This window comes from Collimonas pratensis (genome assembly GCF_001584185.1).
GTDB lineage: Bacteria > Pseudomonadota > Gammaproteobacteria > Burkholderiales > Burkholderiaceae_D > Collimonas > Collimonas pratensis.
In genome coordinates this window covers 243,922-265,277 of the sequence record NZ_CP013234.1, presented here as the reverse complement: position 1 = coordinate 265,277, position 21,356 = coordinate 243,922, and the positions used below count along the sequence as shown (strand labels likewise).

Genomic DNA, 21,356 nt, shown 5'->3' with positions numbered 1-21,356 from the left:
GCTATACGTGCGCCTGGGAGGATTCGATAATGCATTGCCTGCCCGACAAGCCGTCCCCGGCCAGTCGCCGCGCTTCCATCAACCACCAGAAACGGGAAACTCCATGATACTCAATGAAATCCAAACCATGCTGAAAGATTATTTCGACGTGCTGCAAACCCAGGAGCTGGCCAAGTTCGACCAAGTGTTCCATCCTGGCTGCGTCTTGTACTCCGCCCAGGATGACGCCGTCACCGTCCGCCCCTTCCAGGAATACCGCAAGATGGTGCAGGGCCGTGAATCGCCGCAGGCGCGCGGCTTTGCGCGCCTGGACGAAGTATTGATGGTGGATGTGATGTCGCCGGAAATGGCGATGGTCAAGGTGCGCCTGCGGCTGTTCGACAACATCATGGTCGACTATCTCAACCTGCTCAAGGTGGACGGCAAGTGGACCATCGTCGCCAAGCTGTTTCATCGAGCTGAAACGCTCGCAACCTGATCTGTGCCAGGCTTTGCCGCGGCGCTCATGTGATCGGCGCCGGATTGAACAGGGTCAGGGCATTATGCAATTTGTGATGTTCGGCCCAAGTCTGCTTGCGACCGCTGGCGACGTCCAGCATCAGGCGGAACAGCTCCCAGCCGACTTCCTCGATGGTGGCTTCGCCGCTGGCGATGCGGCCGGCGTTGATATCCATCAGGTCGTGCCAGCGCCGCGCCAGGTCATTGCGCGTGGCCACCTTGATCACCGGCACCGCAGCCAAGCCGTAGGGCGTGCCGCGCCCGGTGGTGAACACGTGCAGGTTCATGCCGGCAGCCAGCTGCAGTGTGCCGCAGACGAAATCGCTGGCCGGCGTGGCGGCGTAGATCAAACCCTTTTGCCGGACCTTGTCGCCGGGCGAGAGCACGCCGGAAATTGGGCGGCTGCCGGACTTGACGATGGAACCCATGGCCTTCTCGACGATGTTCGCAAGGCCGCCCTTTTTATTGCCGGGCGTGGTGTTGGCGCTGCGGTCGACGCCGCCGCGGGTCAGGTAATCGTCGTACCAGGCCATCTCGCGGATCATCGCCGCGGCAACCTCCGGATTGGCGGCGCGCGCAGTGAGCTGGTCGATGCCGTCGCGCACTTCGGTGGTTTCGGAAAACATCACGGTGGCGCCGGCGCGCACCAGCAGGTCGCTGGCGTAGCCCACCGCCGGATTGGCGGTAACACCTGAGAAGGCGTCGCTACCGCCGCACTGCACGCCCACCGTCAGCTCCGAAGCCGGACAGGTTTCGCGGCGCCTCAGGTTCAGTTCGCTCAGTTGCTCTTCCGCAGTCGCCATGATGGACGCGATCATAGCCTCGAAGCCGATATGTTCCGCATCCTGAAGGCAGACCACGCGCAAGCCGTCTTCCTTGCCGCCGGTGTTCTGGATCGGGATCGTCCCTTGCGGGAACAGACGGCCAGGCTGCAGCTTTTCGCAGCCCAGGCTGACCACCATGGCCTGGCCGCCGAAGTTCGGATTCATGCTGATGTTACGTAGGGTGCGGATCGGAATTTCCGCGCCCGGCGCATCGATCGCCACGCCACAGCCGTAAGTGTGTTCAAGGCCGATAACGTCATCCACATGTGGATACTTGGACAGCAGCTCGGCCTTGATGCGTTTGACCGCATGCTCCACCACGCCCGACACGCATTGCACCGTGGTGCTGATCGCCAGGATGTTGCGGGTGCCGACCGTACCGTCGGCATTGCGATAGCCTTCGAAGGTGTAGCCTTCCAGCGGCGCAGCTGCAACCGGCACCCGGGTGGCGATCGGCAGGTTGCTCAATTCGCGCGCGGGCGGCATGCGCACCAGCGACTCTTCTATCCAGCTGCCTTGTGGAATGGCGCGTTGCGCATAGCCGATAGCGACACCGTAACGGATGATGGCTTCGCCTTCGGCCAGGTCGCGCAATGCCAGCTTGTGGCCTTGTGGCACCTTATCGCGCAACACCAGGCCGCAAGGAAATATGGTCCCGGCAGGCAGGCCGCCGTCATTCGCCACGATGGCGACGTTGTCCTCGTCCTGCATGCGGATATATAAAGGCACGGCTATGGTAGTCATCGTGTTTCCGCTCCGGATAATTTCTTGAAAGGCTGCTCCGCATCGTCCAGCGGCTTGAGCACCACGCGCTTGATGTCCTTGACGATCACTAGGTAGCTGATCACCGCCAGCAAGGCGTTGGCACCGACATATACCAGCGCCCATTCAAAGTTGCCGGTTTCCTTGATGATATAGCCGATCACGATCGGCGCGGTGATGCCGGCGATATTGCCGAACATGTTGAACAGGCTGCCGGTCAGGCCGATGATCTCTTTCGGCGAGGTATCCGCCACTACTGCCCAGCCGAGCGCGCCGACGCCCTTGCCGAAGAACGCCAGGGCCATGATGCCGACCACCATCCATTGGGTATCGACATAATTGCACAAGACCATGGTGGTCGACAGCAGCAGGCCGGCGACAATCGGGATCTTGCGCGCCCAAGTCAGGCTGAAGCCGCGCTTGATCAGACGGTCCGAAATCAAACCGCCCAGCACGCCGCCGAGGAAGCCGCACACCGCCGGCAACGAGGCGATGAAGCCAGCCTTCAGGATCGACATGCCGCGCTCCTGCACCAGGTAGATCGGAAACCAGGTCAGGAAGAAATAGGTAATCGTATTGATACAGTACTGACCCAGGTAGACGCCGGCCAGCATGCGGTTGCTCAGCAACTGCTTGAGGTAAGCCAGCTTGGCGCCGCGGTTAACCTTGGGCGCATCGGCAGCGCCGCCGCCGCTCAAACCCTGGTCCATCTCCACCAGCCCGCCGCCGTCACGGATATGCGCCAGCTCGGCGCTACCCAGGCGCGGATGCTCTTTCGGGCTGTAGATCACGCGCAACCAGATCATGCTCATCACCAGCCCGGCCACGCCCATGACGACAAAGGTTTCAGACCAGCCGTAAGCATGAGTGATCCACGCCATCAACGGTGCAAACAGCACTGTCGCAAAATATTGCGCCGAGTTGAAGATTGCCGAGGCCATGCCGCGCTCGCTGGTGGGAAACCAGGCGGCGACGATACGGCCGTTGGCGGGAAACGACGGCGCTTCCGCCAGCCCTACCATGAAGCGCAGCATGAACAGCACCGGCACCGCCCACAGCGCGCCGAGGAAATGTACGCCGCCCTGCAGCAAGGTGAACAGCGACCAGATGAAAATGCTGATGGCGTAGATTTTCTTGGAGCCGTAACGGTCCAGCAGCCAGCCGCCCGGCAACTGCCCCAGCACGTAGGCCCAGCTGAAGGCCGAGAAGATGAAGCCCATGGTGACGGCGTCGAATCCCAGCTCGCCCTTCATCGCGGTGCCGGCAATCGACAGGATGGCGCGGTCGGCGTAGTTGAAGGTGGTTACTGCAAACAACATGAACAAGATCATGTAGCGCACATTGCCGCGCCGACCTTGCACTGGCGCCGTGGCACCCGTATTCTGGATATTCAAAAACGTCTCCTGTTGCTGCCAGCGCCTGCGCTCGCGATGGAATAGCTTTCTGGCGCTATTTTTATTGTTATTTATCCTAAACTGATGTTGTGTTATCAGTCATCCTACAACTAGTTTCGTAGTATAATCAGCGCAAATCAATTTAGCAACCGGAATTACCAACCCGCGGCCCACATCCATGAATACACCGCTCAATCCTCAGTCCGCGCCCAGCGCACCGCGCAAGAAGCATCGCAACCTGGCGCAGAGCGTGGTCGCCAGCATTGCCGACAGTATTCGCGACGGCAGCAGCAAGCCTGGGGATAAATTGCCGACCGAATCGGAATTGATGCGTACTCAGGGCGTCAGCCGTACCGTGATCCGCGAGGCGATTTCGCATCTGCAGGCCTCCGGACTGGTGGAGACGCGGCATGGTATCGGCACTTTTGTATTGGCCGCCAGCAATGTCAGCAACACCGGCAATTTCGACATCGATCCGGAAACCGTGATCACCATGCGCGACATCCTGGCGATCCTGGAACTGCGCATCAGCCTCGAAGCGGAAGCAGCCGGACTGGCGGCGGCACGGCGCAATGAGGAGCAGCTGGCGCAGATGCGGCTGGCGCTGGATGCCTTCCAGAAGAGCGCCCACGAGCGCGGCGACTCGGTCGCAGCCGATGTCCAGTTCCACCTGCATATCGCGCAAGCCACCGGCAACCGCTACTTCGTCGATATCCTGAGCCACCTCGGCACCACCATCATTCCGCGCACCCGCATCAACTCCGCGCGGCTGGCGCACGACGATCCGACCGCCTACCTTGACCGCGTGCACCGCGAGCATGAAGACATCTACAACGCCATCGTGCGCCAGGATGCCGACAGCGCCCGCGCCGCCATGCGCACCCACCTGAGCAACAGCCGCGAGCGCTTGCGCAAGGTGCAAGACAGCATGGGATCGCCGTCGTAATACAACCCTCTGCCGCCCGGTAATCCCGGGCGGCAGATATGCCCCTGCAACGGCGTAACCCCGCTTCGGTTTTCTGACCGGCAATCCTCCCCATCCGCCTTTCCTGACTAAAGCAGCAACAATTTAGACTTGCGCGCTGCAATTCTTTGTTGTACGATGACTGATAACTTAAGTCGAAATGCTAAAACCTTTCCATCGGCAGGCATTCCGTTATCAACCGCAGCTCTACACACCACCGAGACCATGAATCCTCAAGAACTCAAGCAAACCCTTTCCTCCGGCCTGCTGTCCTTCCCGATCACCGACTTCGATGCGCAAGGCGACTTCCGTCCGAGCACTTATGCCGAACGGCTGGAATGGCTGGCGCCCTACGGTGCGAGTGCCTTGTTCGTGGCCGGCGGCACAGGCGAATTCTTTTCGCTGACGACCGCTGAGTATTCCAGCGTGGTCAAGGTGGCGGTCGAGACCTGCCGCGGCAAAGTGCCGATCCTGGCAGGCGCCGGCGGCCCGACCCGCACCGCCATCGCTTTTGCGCAAGAAGCAGAACGCCTGGGTACGCAAGGCATCCTGCTGATGCCGCACTATCTGACAGAAGCCTCGCAAGACGGCCTGGTCGCGCATGTCGAAGCCATCTGCAATTCGGTCAAATTCGGCGTGGTGGTGTACAACCGCGGCATCTGCCGCCTGAATGCGGATTCGGTGGAATTGCTGGCGGCGCGCTGCCCGAACCTGATCGGCTTCAAGGACGGCATCGGCGACATCGAACTGATGGTCACGATCCGCCGCCGCCTCGGCGACCGTTTGACTTACCTGGGTGGCTTGCCAACCGCGGAACTGTTTGCCGCCCCTACAAGGCGCTTGGCGTACCGGTCTACTCGTCGGCGGTATTCAATTTCCTGCCGAAACTGGCCATCGATTTCTACACTGCGATCAAGAACGACGACCACGCCACCACCGGCCGCCTGCTGGACAACTTCTTCCTGCCCTACCTGGAAATCCGCAACAAGAAAGCCGGCTACGCAGTCAGCATCGTAAAAGCCGGCGCCACCATAGTCGGCCACGACGGCGGCCCGGTACGCACACCACTGATCGACCTCAATGCGGAAGAACGCGAACAGCTGAAAGCGCTGATTCTGGCGCAAGGGCCGCAGTAATTATCCGGATTAGCAACGGCGCGGATAGCTGGAAATCGAAGCCGTAAAAAAAAGCGGCGCCGTTGCCGTTGCCGTTGCTTTTGAAGTACCCCGCATGCGGACGTTGCCAAATGAGACGGGCGCCAGTCGGGAATTATGGGACACATGTTTGAGCGAAGCGAGTTTGTGTCCCATCCGACTGGCGCCCGTCTCATTTGGGGATCCGCCGAAGGCGGGCAACGGCTGTGCGGTCGCCTTCTTTTTGGTTACTTTTTCTTGGCGAAGCAAGAAAAAGTGACTGGCTGCCGGGCCACTCCCGGCAAGCTTCCACGGAGTAGCAACCGTTTCAGCAACGCACTATCTGTTCTTAGCATGCCACCGTACTTACTCCGTGGTCCGTTAAATGGGGTCAGAGTAATTTTCGCAAAAGGCCGCGAAAAAAAACTCTGACCCCATTTAACTTCGCATCGGTGGCGCACATAATCGAACACATGCATATCGAGGAAAATACATGAATATCACTGGTGAAATGCTCATCGGCCAAACTGCAGTACGCGGCACAGAAGGCAGCGTGCGCGCCGTCAACCCCGCCACCAACGAAACCATCGCCCCCGACTTCGGCGCCGGCAGCACAGCAGCAGTAGAGCAAGCCTGCAAACTGGCCCAGCAAGCCTTCGACACCTACCGCGAAACCACCCCCGAACAACGCGCCCAATTCCTCGAAGAAATCGCCACCGGCATCCTCAACCTCGGCCCGCAACTGATCGAACGCGCCAGCCAGGAATCCGGCCTCCCCGCCGCCCGCCTCGAAGGCGAACGCGGCCGCACCGTCGGCCAGCTGCGCCTGTTCGCCAAAGTCATCCGCGACGGCCACTACCTCAGCGCCACCCTCGATTCGGCGCTGCCAGAACGCACACCGCCACGCGCCGACCTGCGCCTGCGCAAGATCGCCATCGGCCCCGTTGCCGTCTTCGGCGCCAGCAACTTCCCGCTCGCGTTCTCGGTCGCCGGCGGCGACACCGCCGCCGCACTGGCAGCCGGCTGCCCAGTCGTGGTCAAGACCCACAACGCCCATCCCGGCACCTCCGAACTGGTCGGCCGCGTCATCCAGCAAGCGGTCGCCGCCTGCCAGTTGCCGGCAGGCGTGTTCTCCCTGATCATCGGCAGCGGCAATGAAGTCGGCCAGGCCCTGGTCAGCCACCCCGCCATCAAGGCAGTCGGCTTCACCGGCTCGCGCCAGGGCGGCCTGGCCCTGATGCGCGCCGCTGCGCAACGACGCGAACCGATCCCGGTGTACGCCGAAATGAGCAGCATCAACCCCATGTTCCTGCTGCCGAATGCACTCGCCGCGCGCGCAACACAGATCGGCAGCGCCTTCGCCGATTCCCTGACCATGGGCGTCGGCCAGTTCTGCACCAACCCCGGCCTGGTGATTGGCCTGGCAAGCGAACACCTGGCGCAGTTCCAGGAAGCCGCATCGAACGCACTCAAAGCCAAGGCCGCCGGCACCATGCTGACCCCCGGCATCCACAGCGCCTACCTCGCCGGCGTCGAACGCATGCAGGCAGTCAGCGGCGTCGACGCCGTCGGACGCGGCATGGCCGCAAGCGCACCCTGTGCGGCGCAAGCTGCCCTGTTTGCCACAGACGCCGCGACCTTCCTCGCCAGCGAACAGCTGGAAGACGAAATCTTCGGCCCCAGCTCGCTGATCGTCGCCTGCAAGGACGAAGACGAAATGCGCGCAGTGGCGGAACACCTGGCCGGCCAGCTGACCGCCACCCTGCAGCTCGAAGCGGCCGACCATGCACTGGCCAAAACGCTGCTGCCGACGCTGGAACGCAAAGCCGGCCGCATCCTGGTCAACGGCTTTCCGACCGGCGTCGAAGTATCGTATGCGATGGTGCACGGCGGCCCGTTCCCGGCTACCTCCGACAGCCGCAGCACGTCGGTCGGCGCCAGCGCCATCGACCGCTTCGTGCGGCCGGTGTGCTACCAGGACTTGCCGGACGCCCTGCTGCCGGCGGCGCTGCAGGACGGCAATCCGCTCGGCTTGACGCGCCTGGTAGACGGCGCCTTGCATACGGCGTGATAAAAAAATGGCAATCCGGAGCTCGCGCCCTGGATTGCCATCTGATGCAAACCCTGCAGATCATATTCTCTACGGCCAGCCATCCTCGGCTGGCTCACTCACACGCCTTACTGCGGGTCAAACGGCCCGGCCACGGTAAACAGGCCACCCTGAAACTTGCGCACCGGATCGTCCGGCGCCGGCATCGGCTGCGCTTCGATGGCGGCGCGGAACTGTTCGGCGCTGTCGCGCGCCACAAAGCCGAGATGGGCGGCGTAGCGGTTATTCCACCAGCTGCCGACGTTATCGGAAACTCCGTACACCACGGTATGGCCGACGTCCGGCGTGAACAGGGCGCAGCGCAGCAGTTCAGTCAGGTCGTCATAACTCAGCCAGCAGGCCAGCGCACGGCGGTCCCTGGCTTGCGAAAAAGAATTGCCGATGCGGATGCTGACGGTTTCGATGCCATAACGGTCGAAGTGCAGCTGCGCCATGTCTTCGCCGTAGGATTTAGACAAGCCGTAATAACCGTCCGGGCGGCGCAGATCGTGCACGTCGATAACCTCGTCCTGGCGGTAGAAACCGGTGACATGGTTGGAACTGGCGAACACCACGCGCTTGACGCCATGGCGCCGGGCCGCTTCGTACACATGGAACACGCCCTTGATGTTGGCTTCCAGGATTTCTTCAAAAGGCCGCTCCACCGAGACACCGCCCAAGTGGACGATAGCGTCGCAACCCGCCACCAGCGCGTCGACGGCAGCGCGGTCGGCCAGGTTGCAAGCCTGTACTTCCTCATACGCGATGGCGCTGTCCTCCAGCGCCGCAGCCAGGTCGGAAACCCTGACGATGTCGGCAAACGCCGCCATGCGCGGCCGCAACACCCGGCCCAAGCCACCGCCGGCGCCCGTCAATAACAAGCGGCCGAATTTCCTGCCGTCCCCTGCTTTGCTTTCTGTATCGTTCATGCTCTGCCCCATGTTTCCTGACGATGTGCTGCGGATGCGCCGATGACCACCCTATTCTCGCGCAATCGTCGTCGCTATGTCTTATGCCAATGTGTTACGTCATCATACAACTTGGATGATTATCCATCCCGCTATCTCAGTCTGTCAAACCCAGATTCATAGCACTATCCGAAGATCGTCGAACTAAATGTCTTCGCATATGTTGTATGATGACCGATAATTAGAGCTCCAATATTAACCCGAAGGAGACGACGATGCTCAAGAAGTGGATGCTGTTATGCGGCGCACTGGTTTGCGCCATGGCTTTTGCACAGGGAGCCGCGGCCGCTCCGATGGACGATCAACAGGCCGTAGCAAACGCGGTCGAGACGCTAAGGGCGGCAATGAATCATCCGGGCGATGGCGCGGCATTGAAGCCACTGGTGATGAATGAACTGAGTTACGGCCATTCGAACGGCAAGGTGCAGGATAAGGCGGAATTTATCGCGGCGCTGGTCAGCGGCGAGTCGAATTTTGTCAGCATCGCCCTGTCCGACCAAAGCATCAAGATCGTGCAGGATATCGCCGTAGTGCGGCATACCTTCGTCGCGGTCACCAACGATTCCGGCAAACCCGGCAACGTCTCGCTGAAAATCCTGATGGTCTGGAAAAAGCATGACGGTCATTGGCGTTTGCTGGCGCGGCAGGCGGTGAAGTTCAGCGTATAAGGCGCTCTCGGTCCCACACTTTTCAAACCGACGCAGTGGGCCCTGCCAGCGATCAGTCATCTCTCGATTGAAATTCTGAGAATTGTCGCCGGATCGGATCGCAGCTGCGTTGGCGCACGGCTTTCCCCAGTCGTCGATTTTTACCGACCTTCAATCAGACGAATCGCCAGATCGGGGCTGAACCTGCCGGCCGCCGGGCCGCCATGACAATCCGTTGCGGATGAGGACGCGCCGTCCGAATTGCCTGGAAGCCTGACCCAGAGCGCCAGCACATTTTCCGTGACGGCCTGAACCGGAGCGCCAACCTTGCGTCCGGGAGGATTGCACCAGTCGCCGGGCCGGGCGCCGTTACCGTTCCGGCTGGTATCGACCACCATGGATTTTGTGTAGCCGTACTCGGAAGATAATTTGGCATTGATCGCATCGCCATATACACGGGACTGGTCGAGCGTATAAAAATTAGAGACATTCAGGGCAAATCCCCGAGCGCCCTTCACGCCTGCTGCATGCAGATAGCCGGCCATGGCGCCTGTCGATTTCCAACCCGCATTGCCGGCATCCAGGTAAACATCCGCTTGCGGTGCACGTTGCTTGAACCCTGACACCGCATAATTGAACAAGCCCAGGCGGTCGCTGCGTTTTGCCGGACTAAGACAATCAATATCCGCCAACGCATCCGGTTCCAGGATGATGACGGCGCGCTTGCCGCCAATGCCATTGATAAAATCGTCTATCCAGACCCGGTAGTCTGCCGCATTCGCCGCGCCTCCGGCAGACGCGCCGCCGCTGCAGTCACGGCCGGGCAAATTATAGGCGACGAGAATGGGGATTTTATGGACCTTATGCGCGGCCGAAACGTAGTGGTTGACTGTCTCGGAAAGCTTGTCGGTCGTCTGGCTGGTTCCGGTCAGCCACCTGGCGGCCGGCACGTCCGCAATCGATGCCTGGATTTTTGCTGCGCGGGGATCGTCGGGATGCGTCCTTACCCATTGTGCTGCGGATGAATCAGGGTTGACGTAGAAGGCATCGCCGGCGTAGGCATCGGACAGCGCCAGGATGAAGATGACACAGGCGGCGAAGATGGCCATCTTGGGCATTTTTCTTCTTTCTTTTATTTGAAAAGAGGATGCGCTGTGCAGTTCTTAAATTTGTTCTTTTACAGGCAGAAATCGCATTCCACTTTAATTGCCTCATACAGGCGAGCTACCTGCCCGAGATGTTTGAGTTCAATGAAAATCACCGTGGCGGCAAGTAGGGAGTAATGTTTGCAATTGCCCGGTCTACATACAACTCTTTCTCCCCGACGGGCGCAACATAGTGCAAAGCTGATTTTGCAGCTTCGATGCCCTCCAGTCGTGCAATTATCCAGGCAGCTAAATACTGAGATGCAAAGCATCCACCGGCGGTTGCCACGTTACCGTCAGCAAAAAAGGGCTGATTCAGTACGCTGACGCCTGCTTCTTGAACCCATGGTTTGGTGAGTAAATCTGTGCACGCGGGGATTTTATCCAGATAACCAAGCTTTGCCAGCATCAATGTACCTGAACATTGAGCAGCTATGAGCTGCTTTGTCTTATCCAGTTTCAAGCGCCCCATGACACTCTGATCATTCACAATTTCGCGCGTCTTCATCCCGCTTCCAACAATCACTGCATCGGCCTGGCAGGCGTCCTCCAACGTCGATTGCGCATGCAAGGTCACACCGTTCATTGACGTTACAACTTCAGTTGGACAAGACAAGGAAACACGCCAATCTGGCTTCTTGACGCGATTCAGAATGCCAAGCGCGATTAGCGAATCAAGTTCGTTGAATCCGTCAAACGTGAGTATTGCTATATGCATTTCTCATCCTTCATCGGGAACAGCTGGAACAGCTTTTGCGCCGCCATCCATCAAATGCCGTAATCGAACACCAAAACCTCGTCGAACCAAGGCTTCAGCCGGGCCACGAAAGCAAGGTGCGCGGCATGAATAAGATACGCATCCCGGAAGGCCTGACTCGAAAACGTGATCATCACAGCGTGCGTATAGCCTTTACTCAATCCTTCCGGACTGATGTTGGGGCCGTGTTCGAAGTCGACAATGCCCTCGATCAAATCGACAAGCCTGGCGAAGTCGCGCATGCAGTGCGCTTGCTCATTTTCAGACGTATCTTGTTTGAAGCGCAGTAGAACCAGGTGACGTATTTTCATGACATGTTGAGCTGTATGGAACATCTTTTCTACATTTATTCAAAGGCTGCTCATGGCCACGATGCGTCGGCCATTCATCAGCTTACAGCGTTTCGCCTGGCGTTCTTTTCCCGGAAATAAATGTCACTTTGGCGATTTTTCCATCCTGGACTTCATAAATGGCAATCGCCTGCATGACGCCCGGTCCTTCAGGCAGCGTGACGCGCACGCGCTCATGGTCGATGACGGTATTTCCCATGACAATGCGCTTTGTGACGATGCCATGCAAAATCGTATCGCTGAAGCGCAGCGTATAGCGCTGGCGCATTTCCTCCTTGCCCTTCGCCGTGCGTATATTCGGAAAGCTGAAAAGCTCGACATCGTCCGCATACGTGGCAAGGAAAGCATCTATATCGCGCGCATTGTAGGCATCGAACTGCTTCTGGACGATTTCCTCGGCAGAGTCCGTCTCGACAGCTGATGCGGACTCACACATGGTTACAACGGGCAAAATCATTGGCGGGCAGATGAGGGATTTAACTATATCTTTCATGCAGACTCTTTCTCAGGGTAAGTTGGCCATCAGCCTGGGGCTTTGTCCTCGCCAGGCGGTAAGCGAATTTCACGTTCGCATTCCGATCCAAATTACGGATTCAGTTGAGACTGTAACGATGCGGTTTATCACGTTTGACAAAATATGATCTGGGATCAAATGAGATAGGGACAGATCATGGTGTTGCTGCTCTTCTGCGACGATCTTTGAAATAACAGCTACCGCGGCATCATCTGTGCTGGCGAGACTAATTAGTTGGTCTTGTAAATGTTTGAGGACTACGCGCTCCACAGATGCCGTTGTTGCAGAAATGGCTTGAACACCCAACAAGCCGGTGAAGAGCCCTAAAATAAATCCCCCTACACCACAAAACCAATAGCTGCGGCATCGGCGTAAACCACGGCGCTGCAACTCCGCTGAGAATAGCGATCTGTGCTTCTCTTCGTGCGATTTAAATTCGAGAAGTTCTCGTACCAACGCGGGAGCTGTGAAGCGAGCCATAAAAATCTGAGCTGCGTAAATATTCACCGCGCCATGCTCACCGGCGTGGTCGACTTTCAAAACTCTGTCACCCAAAGTTGTAGTTCCGTCGCACCTATTTTTTGTTTGCATTGCTCAAAATTGTTTGTTTTCGGTGTTGATACTCCGCATTTCAAGTGCCTATTATGGCCGATAGCTGAAGGCTGTTATCGACCGAGGCTGTGTAAAAACGTAGAGATTTTTAACCGATTTAAAAATCGTCCTCTCAGATCGAGCTGTATTCGATTTTCTCGGTATGTAGTGGTCTAATTTGCCCGGACACCTCGATAGGTGGACAATCCACTATCCGAGGAGATTTGCATGACAAGGCAACGCCGCAATTTCGATCTCAGCTTCAAGCTTGAGGTCGTCAAAATGATCAAAGAACAGGGACTCAGTGTTCAACACGTATGCGAGAGCATGAGCATTGGCCCGACCGCCGTGCGTCGCTGGATAGAGCAGTACGATGCCGAGCAATCCGGCCAGGCAGGCATTGGCAAACCGCTGACACCCGAGCAACAACGAATCAGGCAGTTGGAGCAGGAGAACCGCCAACTGCGAGGCGATGTAGAAATCTTAAAAAAGGCCTCGGCCTTCTTTGCCCGCGAGCTGAAATGAGTTTTCGACTGATCGACGAGCTGCAAACGAAGGCCATCCCTGTCGCACAGAGCTGTCGTGTGCTGGGCGTTAGCCGTTCCGGTTTTTACGAAGCGAAGCGCCGCGCTACCGCGCCGGTTGTTTGCAAAGCGAGTGTCCATGTACGAGCTGCTTTCGTGGCAAGTCACCAGAGCTATGGCAGCCGCCGTATGGTGACGGAGCTGTCAAACCGCGGCATCACGGCCGGGCGTTTCAAGGTTCGTCGGTTGATGCGCCAGGCGGGCTTAAAGCCAGTCTGGAAGCGCAAGTTCATTCACACTACCGACAGCAAGCATGATCTGCCGATCGCAGCCAACGTGCTGGGCCGCCAGTTCAATCCGGTAGTGCCAAACAAGGCCTACGTCTCCGACATCACCTACGTGCGGACTGGCGCCGGCTGGCTGTACCTGGCGGTGGTGATCGACCTGTTCTCGCGCAAGGTGGTTGGCTGGGCTATGGCACCGAGCATGCCGGCCAAGCTGGTCTGTGACGCCTTGCACATGGCGCTTCAACAGCGGCGGCCAGACAAAGGATTGGTCGTCCACTCAGACCGTGGCCGCCAATATGCAAGTGCCCAGTACCAAGCAATGCTAGCCAGTCACGGCTTCACCTGCAGCATGAGCCGCAAAGGCAACTGCTGGGACAATGCAGTTGCCGAACGCTTCTTCCTGAATCTCAAAATGGAACGGGTGTGGCAGCGCCAATATGCCAACCACGCGGAGGCCAAGATCGATATCGCCGCTTACATCGTCGGCTTCTACAACAACGAACGTCTACATTCAGTTCTGGGCAATCTGCCGCCCTCCGTCTACGAACGGAACATGGCAGCAAAAAAACCTATCGTCGTGTCCGAATTTACTTGACCACTACAGTATCGGGAAGGGTCTCCCTACCCACGATTTTTTTGCGGATTTGAGTTTTTACACAGCCTCGACCCTAAGCGGTCTATCAGATTTCTCCAAAGCGGCCATTGAAAATTCACAGCTATCTGCCTGACATACGGAGGTTTCACGACGATGAGGTTGGACAACAACGATAGTTTCGGCATTCCGCACGAGCAAGTTGACGCGGCAGACAACTAGTCATTGCCAACCGGAGTTCAGATGTGCTGATGTAGCTTTTCCATGCATCATAGACAAAGAGGGAAATGAGAAGTTATGTTAATTTCCATGGGGAAAATATGTTAAATTGCTGGCTATCTCTTTTAAATTTCATTGAAAAGAGTGCGCATGCGTTGCGTCTCCTTTGAGTTAGTGATGGGTTATAAATATCAATGCCCAACGCAGCGGAAAGTCAGCAATCAGCTTGAGCGGCCATTCGATTAGAATTTGCGTTAATTGCATTGCCGCACACAAATCAATTCAATGATAAAAGCTATGAAACCTCCCAGCCTACGACTTGTCCTCTCTGTCTTTTTCGGTCTTGGGCCGGTGCTAATGGGACCGCTAATGGCTATCCTCTATACCGGAACAGGGGGTGAAGTTAAAGCAGACATCGTGAATCTCCTATACGGCAGCATGATGATGGCTGGCATTTGGTGGTTCAGTATCATTTTCGGAAGCTGGCTTTATACGGTGGCGCCAACATTCGCAGCAGCAATTTTGTTTTGGCTTGTCTCAAGAATATTATCAAGTCAGTCGTGGCTTCAATTTGACAAAAAAATTTCTAGAATTGCCATGTCATGTGCGATTGGTGGAGTGGTATCCGCAATATCATTTATCTGCATTACTCGCCACTTATTCATTTCTGCTTTAGACGACCCGCTTCGATCTACCGCAATTAAATTTGCATACCCTTTTCGAGAGGACCTCTTCTATTTGGTTCTCGTTACCGCTATTGGCATTGGGCTGGGGGCGGTCTTAGGTAACGTCGAAGAAAAGCGCATGCGTCAAAGTTCGCCAAATAAGTAAAAGGCAAGCTCTCAATCACTGTTTATTAGATGGCGCAACAGCGAATCACGAACGAGTAACAGTTTATAGGCAAGCGTTCACTGACTGCTTCTGGCCGAGGCTGTGTAAAAACGTAGAAATTTTTAACCGATTTAAAAATCGTCCTCCCTACCCACGAATTTTTTGCGGATTTGAGTTTTTACACAGTCTCGGCCGATAATAGGCATTTGTGAACGACATCTGACTTCCTTCATCCGCTACCGATGTTCCAATCTATGGCTGTGTCTGCACTGCGATGACGAGGCATTCGCTGCCGCCAATATCCATGGATTTCCGCCATGAATTTTTGATGTTTGGAACCGCTATGAATTCCTCTTTGTAGGCTTTAGCTGCCAATTCCCTGTGCAGGACGGGCGTAAGAGCGGGTAGTGCGCCTGTCGGAATGTTAGAGCACCAAGTTGAGATGAAACCCTTGAAATTGCTATGACTGCCTTGTGCAACGTGAGTAGAACCTTTGTAGGAAACGATGTAAGTGTAAAGCGGCATAAGGAGAAACCTTTAGCGTGCAAGAAATGTTGAATTGGCTGCCACGAATTCATTGGTACTCTTTGAGAGGCCGCGATGGCCGGAAGAAGCCGTTCATTCTCAGATAAGTTTTTCAATGTCATCTTTGAGTGAATCAGAAGCTTGCACCACGTCTTGCCAGATACTGTGATTTGAAACTAGGTTTTTTGCTTCTCCCAAGCTCATTTGATAGCGTTCTCTAATCATTTTTATCGTATCAACAATCGTAAGTCCGCGAGCATGTGCATCGTGGATGGTGGCATCCTTTTCTGAAGACAAAGGTGATTTCATATAAACGCCTGTGAGGAAAATGGTTTTAACGAATGGCAACTTCTGGCCGAAATCGGCTGGTTAATTTTTTTGAATATCGGGATAGTTAGTTCGGATCCATTCGGCCATTTCATGTTTATCAAATTCTATTAAATAGGCAACTACGTCCTGATTTTCTGCGTCAATAACATGTAAATTAGCTCCTGATTTTGCAAACCAAGCGAACAGTTCTTTATATCCCAAAGACGCGACCTCGAAAATGACAGGCTCGCCAAATTTATTCTTTGTGTCTATATTCGCGCCGTTGGCGTGCAGCCATTCAACTCCTTCCAAATCGTTTTCAACGGCAACGAAATGAAGAACTGTTTCACCAATTGCGTTCGTAGAACTTAACAAAGACGGCGTTTTTTTAACGAGCAGTGATGCCTCTACGAAATCGTGCGAATATACGGCATTACGCAAGGTGTACCATGATTCATCAGTAGAATTTATTTGTTTCTCTTCCAATTTATTGTCCTTCATTGTCTTGGAAAATTTGTGGTCCGTCTGACTAATATTTTTGTCTAAATCGGTGGCACATCCAACTAATAAAGTTGAAAGTGAAGTTATTAGTAAACTGATGATTTTTTTTCGTTCAATTAATCTCATTTATTTACGTTAATTTCTGTGATTTTTTGACTGACCGCTTTTGGCCGAGGCTGTGTGAAAACGCAGAAAAATTCGGCGCACATAAAAATCGGCCTTTCAAAACAACCGCTACGCGATTTTCTCGATATCAGCAATGGCCACCCTACCCACGAAAATTTCATGTTTTTGCGCTTTCACACAGCCTCGGCCGAAAACGGACGTCTGCCATCGCTCCACAAACGACAGTCGAAGATCCTGGAAGCGGCCAGTCAACGAACAAGCTCAAGGACTGGTCCGATACCAGTAAAAATTGGCACAACCAAACAGCAGTCGACAACAGACCGTCCCTGCGATTAGGGCTGGCAAGCAGAAAACAAGCAAACCGAGAACTGTATTTTCATTGATATAAATTCCGACTACAGTGTCGTGGAACAAGAAACTCATTGCTACAGTCGTGAGCGCCTGGAGGACTGCGCCAGCGACACCTATGAGCACTAAGTGAAACCACGTGCGTATCCACGGTTTCACTGCGCCAGCGATTACACCGGTAAGCACAGAGGCCCCGCCGCCAAAAAAATACGAAACCACTGAAAAGAAAAAAACTTGCGAGGTAAAGAAGACTTTAATGGCGGCCTCAGTCGAAGGTGCCATACGGAAGCAAAGAAAGGCTGCGTAGCAAAAATATCCAATTAAAGGAGCAATTAACCCAAGTATGATTGCCCCAGACATGATATTTCTCAGAGCCTTCCCCACTCCGCCGTCAGGAGCATGCATTAGCCGGAATGCCACGGAACCAAGGGGTAGCGCCAAAACTAGTGTGAGAAAGAGGATGGATATCATTATCTACATCTATATCAATAAAAACTGTGAGAAGCGGATGGGTGATGCCATCTCGAGTCTAGGATTAAAATGTCCGCTTGGCAATAACTCTGATGTTTTGCACTGTTCGCATAAATGATAGAGCTCTCTCAATATCTTCAGCGCAGTATGCGGCCCAATGTTCGTGCGCTGAACACCATTCAAGAAAATGTATGAGACAGCCTATTTGATGGAAATTCAGTGCGGACAATCGTTCGAGCGTTTTATCTTGGGATTGCTGCTCGGGGCCCAAGTTGTAGATTAAAAATTCGGTTTCGATACCATCGTAAACGGTCTCCACACTTACGCAATGCGTGAGATACGAAGGTAGTACCCAGCGCCATCCTTGCGCAGAAAGACAGCTCATTTCCTGATATATCGTGCGAATAGCTTTAGCAGGTAGCACAGGACCATCAAATTCATTCAAGTCTTCACGCAAATATTCACATTGCAAACATTCATCTTTGTGGAAAGAAATAGCCAGGCCATTAGGTTTCTCGACAGGCGGAAATGTTACCGCGATATCTCTTAAAAGTTCTTCAGTATTCATTTTGGAATTCATCATCAAGTGGTACCTAGCCAAGCCGCCTTGACAGTACATGGCGGACTGAACATCGAAGGTCAGCTATTGCCGACACCGGTCGCAGCCCGTGTATTTTGTGGTGCCAATGGGCCATCATGCAACCACCACCAAGGATAAAGCCTGTCCTAATGCCCGTGAGCTCGCTTGTTATGGGGCTTTGCGATAGCTGGTTTGGGCTCTGCCGGTGGGTGGCGAACCACGACAACTGATTCGTCCGGCTCGAACCAGAATTCACCGTGGGGGCCGTCTAGACGGCCCGTAATCAGCTGAATCAGTCCATCCACCGAATTGACCTGGGTGATAGCTTCCCAGGCGTAGGTTGGGTGTTTGCCAGTACCAACAAGTCCGTTGTAAATAATATCGCCGATCCTGACGTTGTCAGCGGCTACAGTGATCCTAGTTGTCATGCCAATTCACTCCTAAACCGTCCGCAGCCCGATTGCGGCCCTTGCTTAGATCATGCGCCCCTCCGATCATTCCCGCTACGATATTTCGATCCTGGCCCAGCTAAGTTGACGCCGCCACGCAGAATGCCGGCACCCTGAGGCGTTGCTGACGGTCAGTTGGCAGACGACAGAGATCTCTATTATCAACAATGTCGCGTTAAAATGATGTGGATCTCGGCTCCCTTGATGGATTCAGCGTTTTTACACGGTCTCGGCCGTCAGCGGCCAGCTACCAAAAAAATCTCAACGCACCGGCCCATAGGGTGCCAAATATCGTTGCACCAACGAGCCAGCAGAGCATTCGCTTGGAAACTATCCAATATCGAGCCCTTTCTTCAGGGTCCACAAACCAGGTTTGATTGAATCGATTATCTCGCCCGATCACTAAATATAAGACGGGGACGAAGAGAAATATAATCGCCATACAAAGCATCAGGACATTATTTTGAAACGTTGATAGCAGCCTTTGATCCATCCAGTGCTCCAATGGAACGAGTCCAAATGCGGCCCAGGCACCTGCCAGTACAGCGGTCTTTTTTGTTGGGACTAGTTCCATATTGGTCATGTAAAAGTAATTGAAGTACGCTGGCATGCAAAAAGGCAGCCGACACCATGGAAAAACTGCTGCTGAACGTACGCCTGATGGAAGTGATGCGTATGATTGCAAGAAGGCTCAATCACGGTCCTGACTTCAATCTTACCTACGGCAATACCCAGTGAGCCTTGTCAATGACCTTCCCCTTTGTGTCGAATTCGACTGACCATGCCTCAATGCCTTTGAGTACGGGATGTTCCCACCACAGTCGCTCAGTACAGGGGGCTTCGCAAGATTGTGCGGCATACCTCAAGAAGCGATTGACATTGTTCTCATGAACACTTGGGCTCCCAAAACGTTCCACAACTACGCTCGCGGTGTCACCGAAAGCGGTGGCGGCGAAAGCATTTTGGTACTTTGACACTGTATGCATACAGGCGGCAATGCTGAGGCAGATACCTCCCGCAGTAAACCACAGGACTGTTCGTGCGGCGCGCTTCATGGCGTCCAACGTAAAATCGACCGGTGTGTGGCGCTGGTATGGAATGACAAATTGAACGGCACAAAACCTCCAAATTGGCAGAGACTTAATGTCACTAAAGAAAACATAGTATTGATTATTTGCAACTGGCCGCTCCTGGCCGTTTCGAGCCGGCCGCGATGGGTTGATTTCGCCCAAACTGCTCATTCAGGTTTTTCCAAATCTGTCTTCCAAAGTGGCGGCAGGGACAATCGTTCGACGAAAACTTGACCTGAGATATCAGCCATTTTCGGTGACAGCCCTCGTTCGATGAGAACGCATGCGATTGCGTCGCGTGAGAAACCATTAAGCGCCAATCTCTGGTTTGAATACAAAGATGAAAATTTATCTCTTAATTCGGCGGCAGAAAACGGCGCTAAAAAAGCGCGGGCGGCGGCAATATCACCGTCTGAATAAGTGAAGGGGACGTTATTAAGGGCATCTTGTTTTGTGAAACGAAATACGTGTGTTTGGTTTGATAAGGCAATCGCATCTGACTTAACATAACCCGCGCTGTCATACCCAAGACCGTACTCAAAGTGAATAGCACCCATCAAAAGATTAGCTGTGGTACAAGTTGACCGCGCTAACTCCGTTCTGGCATCAACTACCGTAATCAAGACATACGATGGCGAAGTGGACGAGTTATGGATAGCAGCTTCGTAGCTCGCACGGGATTGTACATATTGAGCTCCGCCAAAGGCCCCCGCTGCGAAAGCTGGTGTCACGACGAGCGCCAATAGGAGGACCGATAATTTCATGGTGCAAATTCCTAATAGAAATGATGTTCACGTGTGCGCAAGCAATCTGAAGCGCCACCAGTTAGCAGACACGTTCGACCGTCCGCAATTGGCGATTACACGTCACCAAAAACGGGGGCATTCTGGCTTCTCCAAGAGACCATCAAAACTACCCCGCTCACGAGCGATTCTTCGCGAAGCTGCTGAAACACTGCAGCAGGTGGCCATCCTGTCAACTCATCGGCAAAAAAGAATTTAGCACGCTGCAAGACGGTAAGCACTTCAGCCAGTTCCACCTTCGAGGAAAATGGCAAGTGCGCTTCGCCTGAGCCTATATGCGTAGCCAGCGCCTCGATGTCAGGCGACATCGTTCCAGAGGTCACAATCCTTACCGACTCGCTAGTCACTGCTGACACGTAGTTCATTAAGCCTCGTTCATCGAAAATGAGTTGCTGACACACTTCTGCTTCTGGCCGAACCCGGCCCGACGCATAAGTCCGTGACAACCCGGAAGGGACGGTCAGGTTGCCTAGAAACGGCCATTGGACACATTGCTCGAATCCTCCCGATCCCCGTGCAGTGCCTCACGGATAGCGGCAGTGAGAGCCAAGACGTCATCACGCGCCGGAGAGGCATTCCAAACCAATAGCCACTCGAACAGTCCGCCCAATGTCATCCAGAACAACAAAAACACGATGAGTTCCAACGCTTGGCTCAGATTTGATGCGTGCGTGAAAACTGTATGAAGTCCACCGATCAGGCCGCCGCACAACACGAGGCCCAGGAACCCCAAGGCGGCCCCCGTGCTGAAGCGACTGTAGGCGGAAGACTGGAACACTCCAACCAATGACAACTGCTCCCCATCTACTTGCAAATGTCCTTGGAATCTCGTGCCATTGTTACGCCTGAAGGTATGCGAGATCCGTAATTCGACCGCCTCTGAACCCACTGACCCCACTATGTCGAGCTTTCCAGCGCGCCATTTGGCAAGTCCTTGCAATTGGGCAAGCACCTGAGCTTTAGTGAGAGAACTCGGAAAGTCAGCCGGCATTCCCTCAAATGCATTTGAAAACATTCGCACTAAGTTGCTTATAACCATTTGTACTTTGATTTTCATCTGGATTCGCATGAGCGCCTGCTCCTGG

General features: G+C 54.8%; 22 protein-coding genes and 1 pseudogene. 7 read left to right on the top strand and 16 right to left on the bottom strand.

Annotated elements, in window-relative coordinates; translation table 11 throughout:
• Positions 1-103: 103 nt before the first annotated feature.
• Positions 104-478 (top strand): nuclear transport factor 2 family protein, encoded by a 375-nt coding sequence (locus CPter91_RS01215; protein ID WP_061935901.1) that lies wholly within the window; start codon positions 104-106, stop codon positions 476-478.
• Between the two features lie 25 nt (positions 479-503).
• On the opposite strand, the gene garD is transcribed toward CPter91_RS01215, so the two are convergent.
• Entirely contained in the window at positions 504-2,066 is a 1,563-nt protein-coding gene (gene garD / locus CPter91_RS01210) for a galactarate dehydratase (protein ID WP_061935898.1), read from the bottom strand.
• Entirely contained in the window at positions 2,063-3,415 is a 1,353-nt protein-coding gene (locus CPter91_RS01205) for an MFS transporter (RefSeq protein WP_082793278.1), read from the bottom strand. The genes garD and CPter91_RS01205 overlap by 4 nt, the downstream gene beginning before the upstream one ends.
• A gap of 241 nt (positions 3,416-3,656) precedes the next feature.
• Between CPter91_RS01205 and CPter91_RS01200 the strand changes: the two genes are divergently transcribed.
• From CPter91_RS01200 to CPter91_RS01190, 3 genes and pseudogenes are all read left to right on the top strand, one after another.
• Complete coding sequence (locus CPter91_RS01200; protein WP_061935895.1) at positions 3,657-4,424, top strand: FadR/GntR family transcriptional regulator; 768 nt, start codon at positions 3,657-3,659, stop codon at positions 4,422-4,424.
• A 243-nt stretch (positions 4,425-4,667) separates the two neighbouring features.
• Positions 4,668-5,578: pseudogene (gene kdgD, locus CPter91_RS01195) on the top strand (5-dehydro-4-deoxyglucarate dehydratase).
• 490 nt (positions 5,579-6,068) lie between these two features.
• Complete coding sequence (locus tag CPter91_RS01190; RefSeq protein ID WP_061935892.1) at positions 6,069-7,646, top strand: aldehyde dehydrogenase (NADP(+)); 1,578 nt, start codon at positions 6,069-6,071, stop codon at positions 7,644-7,646.
• A 107-nt stretch (positions 7,647-7,753) separates the two neighbouring features.
• Here the strand turns inward: CPter91_RS01190 and CPter91_RS01185 are convergent, their stop codons facing one another.
• The gene (locus CPter91_RS01185; RefSeq protein WP_061935889.1) at positions 7,754-8,593 is read right to left on the bottom strand and encodes an NAD-dependent epimerase/dehydratase family protein; all 840 of its coding nucleotides are present in this window, start codon (positions 8,591-8,593) and stop codon (positions 7,754-7,756) included.
• Between the two features lie 254 nt (positions 8,594-8,847).
• Between CPter91_RS01185 and CPter91_RS01180 the strand changes: the two genes are divergently transcribed.
• Positions 8,848-9,300, top strand: a complete 453-nt coding sequence (locus CPter91_RS01180; RefSeq protein WP_061935886.1) for a nuclear transport factor 2 family protein — start codon at positions 8,848-8,850, stop codon at positions 9,298-9,300.
• Between the two features lie 140 nt (positions 9,301-9,440).
• Here the strand turns inward: CPter91_RS01180 and CPter91_RS01175 are convergent, their stop codons facing one another.
• The 5 genes from CPter91_RS01175 to CPter91_RS25500 form a co-directional block, all read right to left on the bottom strand.
• Positions 9,441-10,397, bottom strand: coding sequence for a glycoside hydrolase family 6 protein (locus tag CPter91_RS01175; protein ID WP_061935883.1), 957 nt, complete (start codon positions 10,395-10,397; stop codon positions 9,441-9,443).
• A 139-nt stretch (positions 10,398-10,536) separates the two neighbouring features.
• Complete coding sequence (locus CPter91_RS01170; protein ID WP_061935880.1) at positions 10,537-11,142, bottom strand: DJ-1/PfpI family protein; 606 nt, start codon at positions 11,140-11,142, stop codon at positions 10,537-10,539.
• Between the two features lie 50 nt (positions 11,143-11,192).
• Complete coding sequence (locus tag CPter91_RS01165) at positions 11,193-11,492, bottom strand: Dabb family protein (RefSeq protein ID WP_167595122.1); 300 nt, start codon at positions 11,490-11,492, stop codon at positions 11,193-11,195.
• Positions 11,493-11,574: 82 nt separating this feature from the next.
• Positions 11,575-12,024 carry a nuclear transport factor 2 family protein gene (locus tag CPter91_RS01160; RefSeq protein WP_205631646.1) on the bottom strand — a complete coding sequence of 150 codons (450 nt, stop codon included), beginning with the start codon at positions 12,022-12,024 and terminating at the stop codon, positions 11,575-11,577.
• Between the two features lie 69 nt (positions 12,025-12,093).
• The gene (locus CPter91_RS25500; RefSeq protein WP_236905914.1) at positions 12,094-12,585 is read right to left on the bottom strand and encodes a demethoxyubiquinone hydroxylase family protein; all 492 of its coding nucleotides are present in this window, start codon (positions 12,583-12,585) and stop codon (positions 12,094-12,096) included.
• Positions 12,586-12,864: 279 nt separating this feature from the next.
• Between CPter91_RS25500 and CPter91_RS01145 the strand changes: the two genes are divergently transcribed.
• Together CPter91_RS01145 and CPter91_RS01140 are read left to right on the top strand one after the other, a co-directional pair.
• A protein-coding gene (locus tag CPter91_RS01145) for an IS3 family transposase (RefSeq protein ID WP_205631645.1) occupies positions 12,865-14,042 on the top strand; the annotation gives its coding sequence in 2 pieces (ribosomal slippage) (positions 12,865-13,132 and positions 13,132-14,042; 1,179 coding nt in all).
• A gap of 585 nt (positions 14,043-14,627) precedes the next feature.
• On the top strand, positions 14,628-15,089 hold the full coding sequence (locus CPter91_RS01140) for a hypothetical protein (protein WP_150119599.1): 462 nt from the start codon (positions 14,628-14,630) through the stop codon (positions 15,087-15,089).
• A 624-nt stretch (positions 15,090-15,713) separates the two neighbouring features.
• On the opposite strand, the gene CPter91_RS26355 is transcribed toward CPter91_RS01140, so the two are convergent.
• The 8 genes from CPter91_RS26355 to CPter91_RS01105 all read right to left on the bottom strand — a co-directional run bounded on the left by CPter91_RS26355 (position 15,714) and on the right by CPter91_RS01105 (position 21,340).
• On the bottom strand, positions 15,714-15,923 hold the full coding sequence (locus tag CPter91_RS26355) for a hypothetical protein (protein WP_150119598.1): 210 nt from the start codon (positions 15,921-15,923) through the stop codon (positions 15,714-15,716).
• 60 nt (positions 15,924-15,983) lie between these two features.
• A complete protein-coding gene (locus tag CPter91_RS01135; RefSeq protein ID WP_150119597.1) occupies positions 15,984-16,550 on the bottom strand; it encodes an ankyrin repeat domain-containing protein in 567 nt (188 codons plus the stop codon).
• A gap of 261 nt (positions 16,551-16,811) precedes the next feature.
• Positions 16,812-17,258 (bottom strand): hypothetical protein, encoded by a 447-nt coding sequence (locus CPter91_RS01130; protein WP_150119596.1) that lies wholly within the window; start codon positions 17,256-17,258, stop codon positions 16,812-16,814.
• Positions 17,259-17,433: 175 nt separating this feature from the next.
• Positions 17,434-17,937: a DUF6714 family protein gene (locus CPter91_RS25490; RefSeq protein ID WP_082793276.1), complete on the bottom strand. Its 504-nt coding sequence runs from the start codon at positions 17,935-17,937 to the stop codon at positions 17,434-17,436.
• A gap of 158 nt (positions 17,938-18,095) precedes the next feature.
• Complete coding sequence (locus CPter91_RS01125) at positions 18,096-18,377, bottom strand: hypothetical protein (protein WP_061935846.1); 282 nt, start codon at positions 18,375-18,377, stop codon at positions 18,096-18,098.
• Positions 18,378-19,635: 1,258 nt separating this feature from the next.
• Positions 19,636-20,232, bottom strand: a complete 597-nt coding sequence (locus CPter91_RS26350) for a hypothetical protein (RefSeq protein ID WP_150119595.1) — start codon at positions 20,230-20,232, stop codon at positions 19,636-19,638.
• Positions 20,233-20,327: 95 nt separating this feature from the next.
• Entirely contained in the window at positions 20,328-20,636 is a 309-nt protein-coding gene (locus tag CPter91_RS01110; RefSeq protein ID WP_061935838.1) for a hypothetical protein, read from the bottom strand.
• Positions 20,637-20,740: 104 nt separating this feature from the next.
• Positions 20,741-21,340 (bottom strand): hypothetical protein, encoded by a 600-nt coding sequence (locus CPter91_RS01105; RefSeq protein WP_061935835.1) that lies wholly within the window; start codon positions 21,338-21,340, stop codon positions 20,741-20,743.
• Positions 21,341-21,356: the final 16 nt, after the last annotated feature.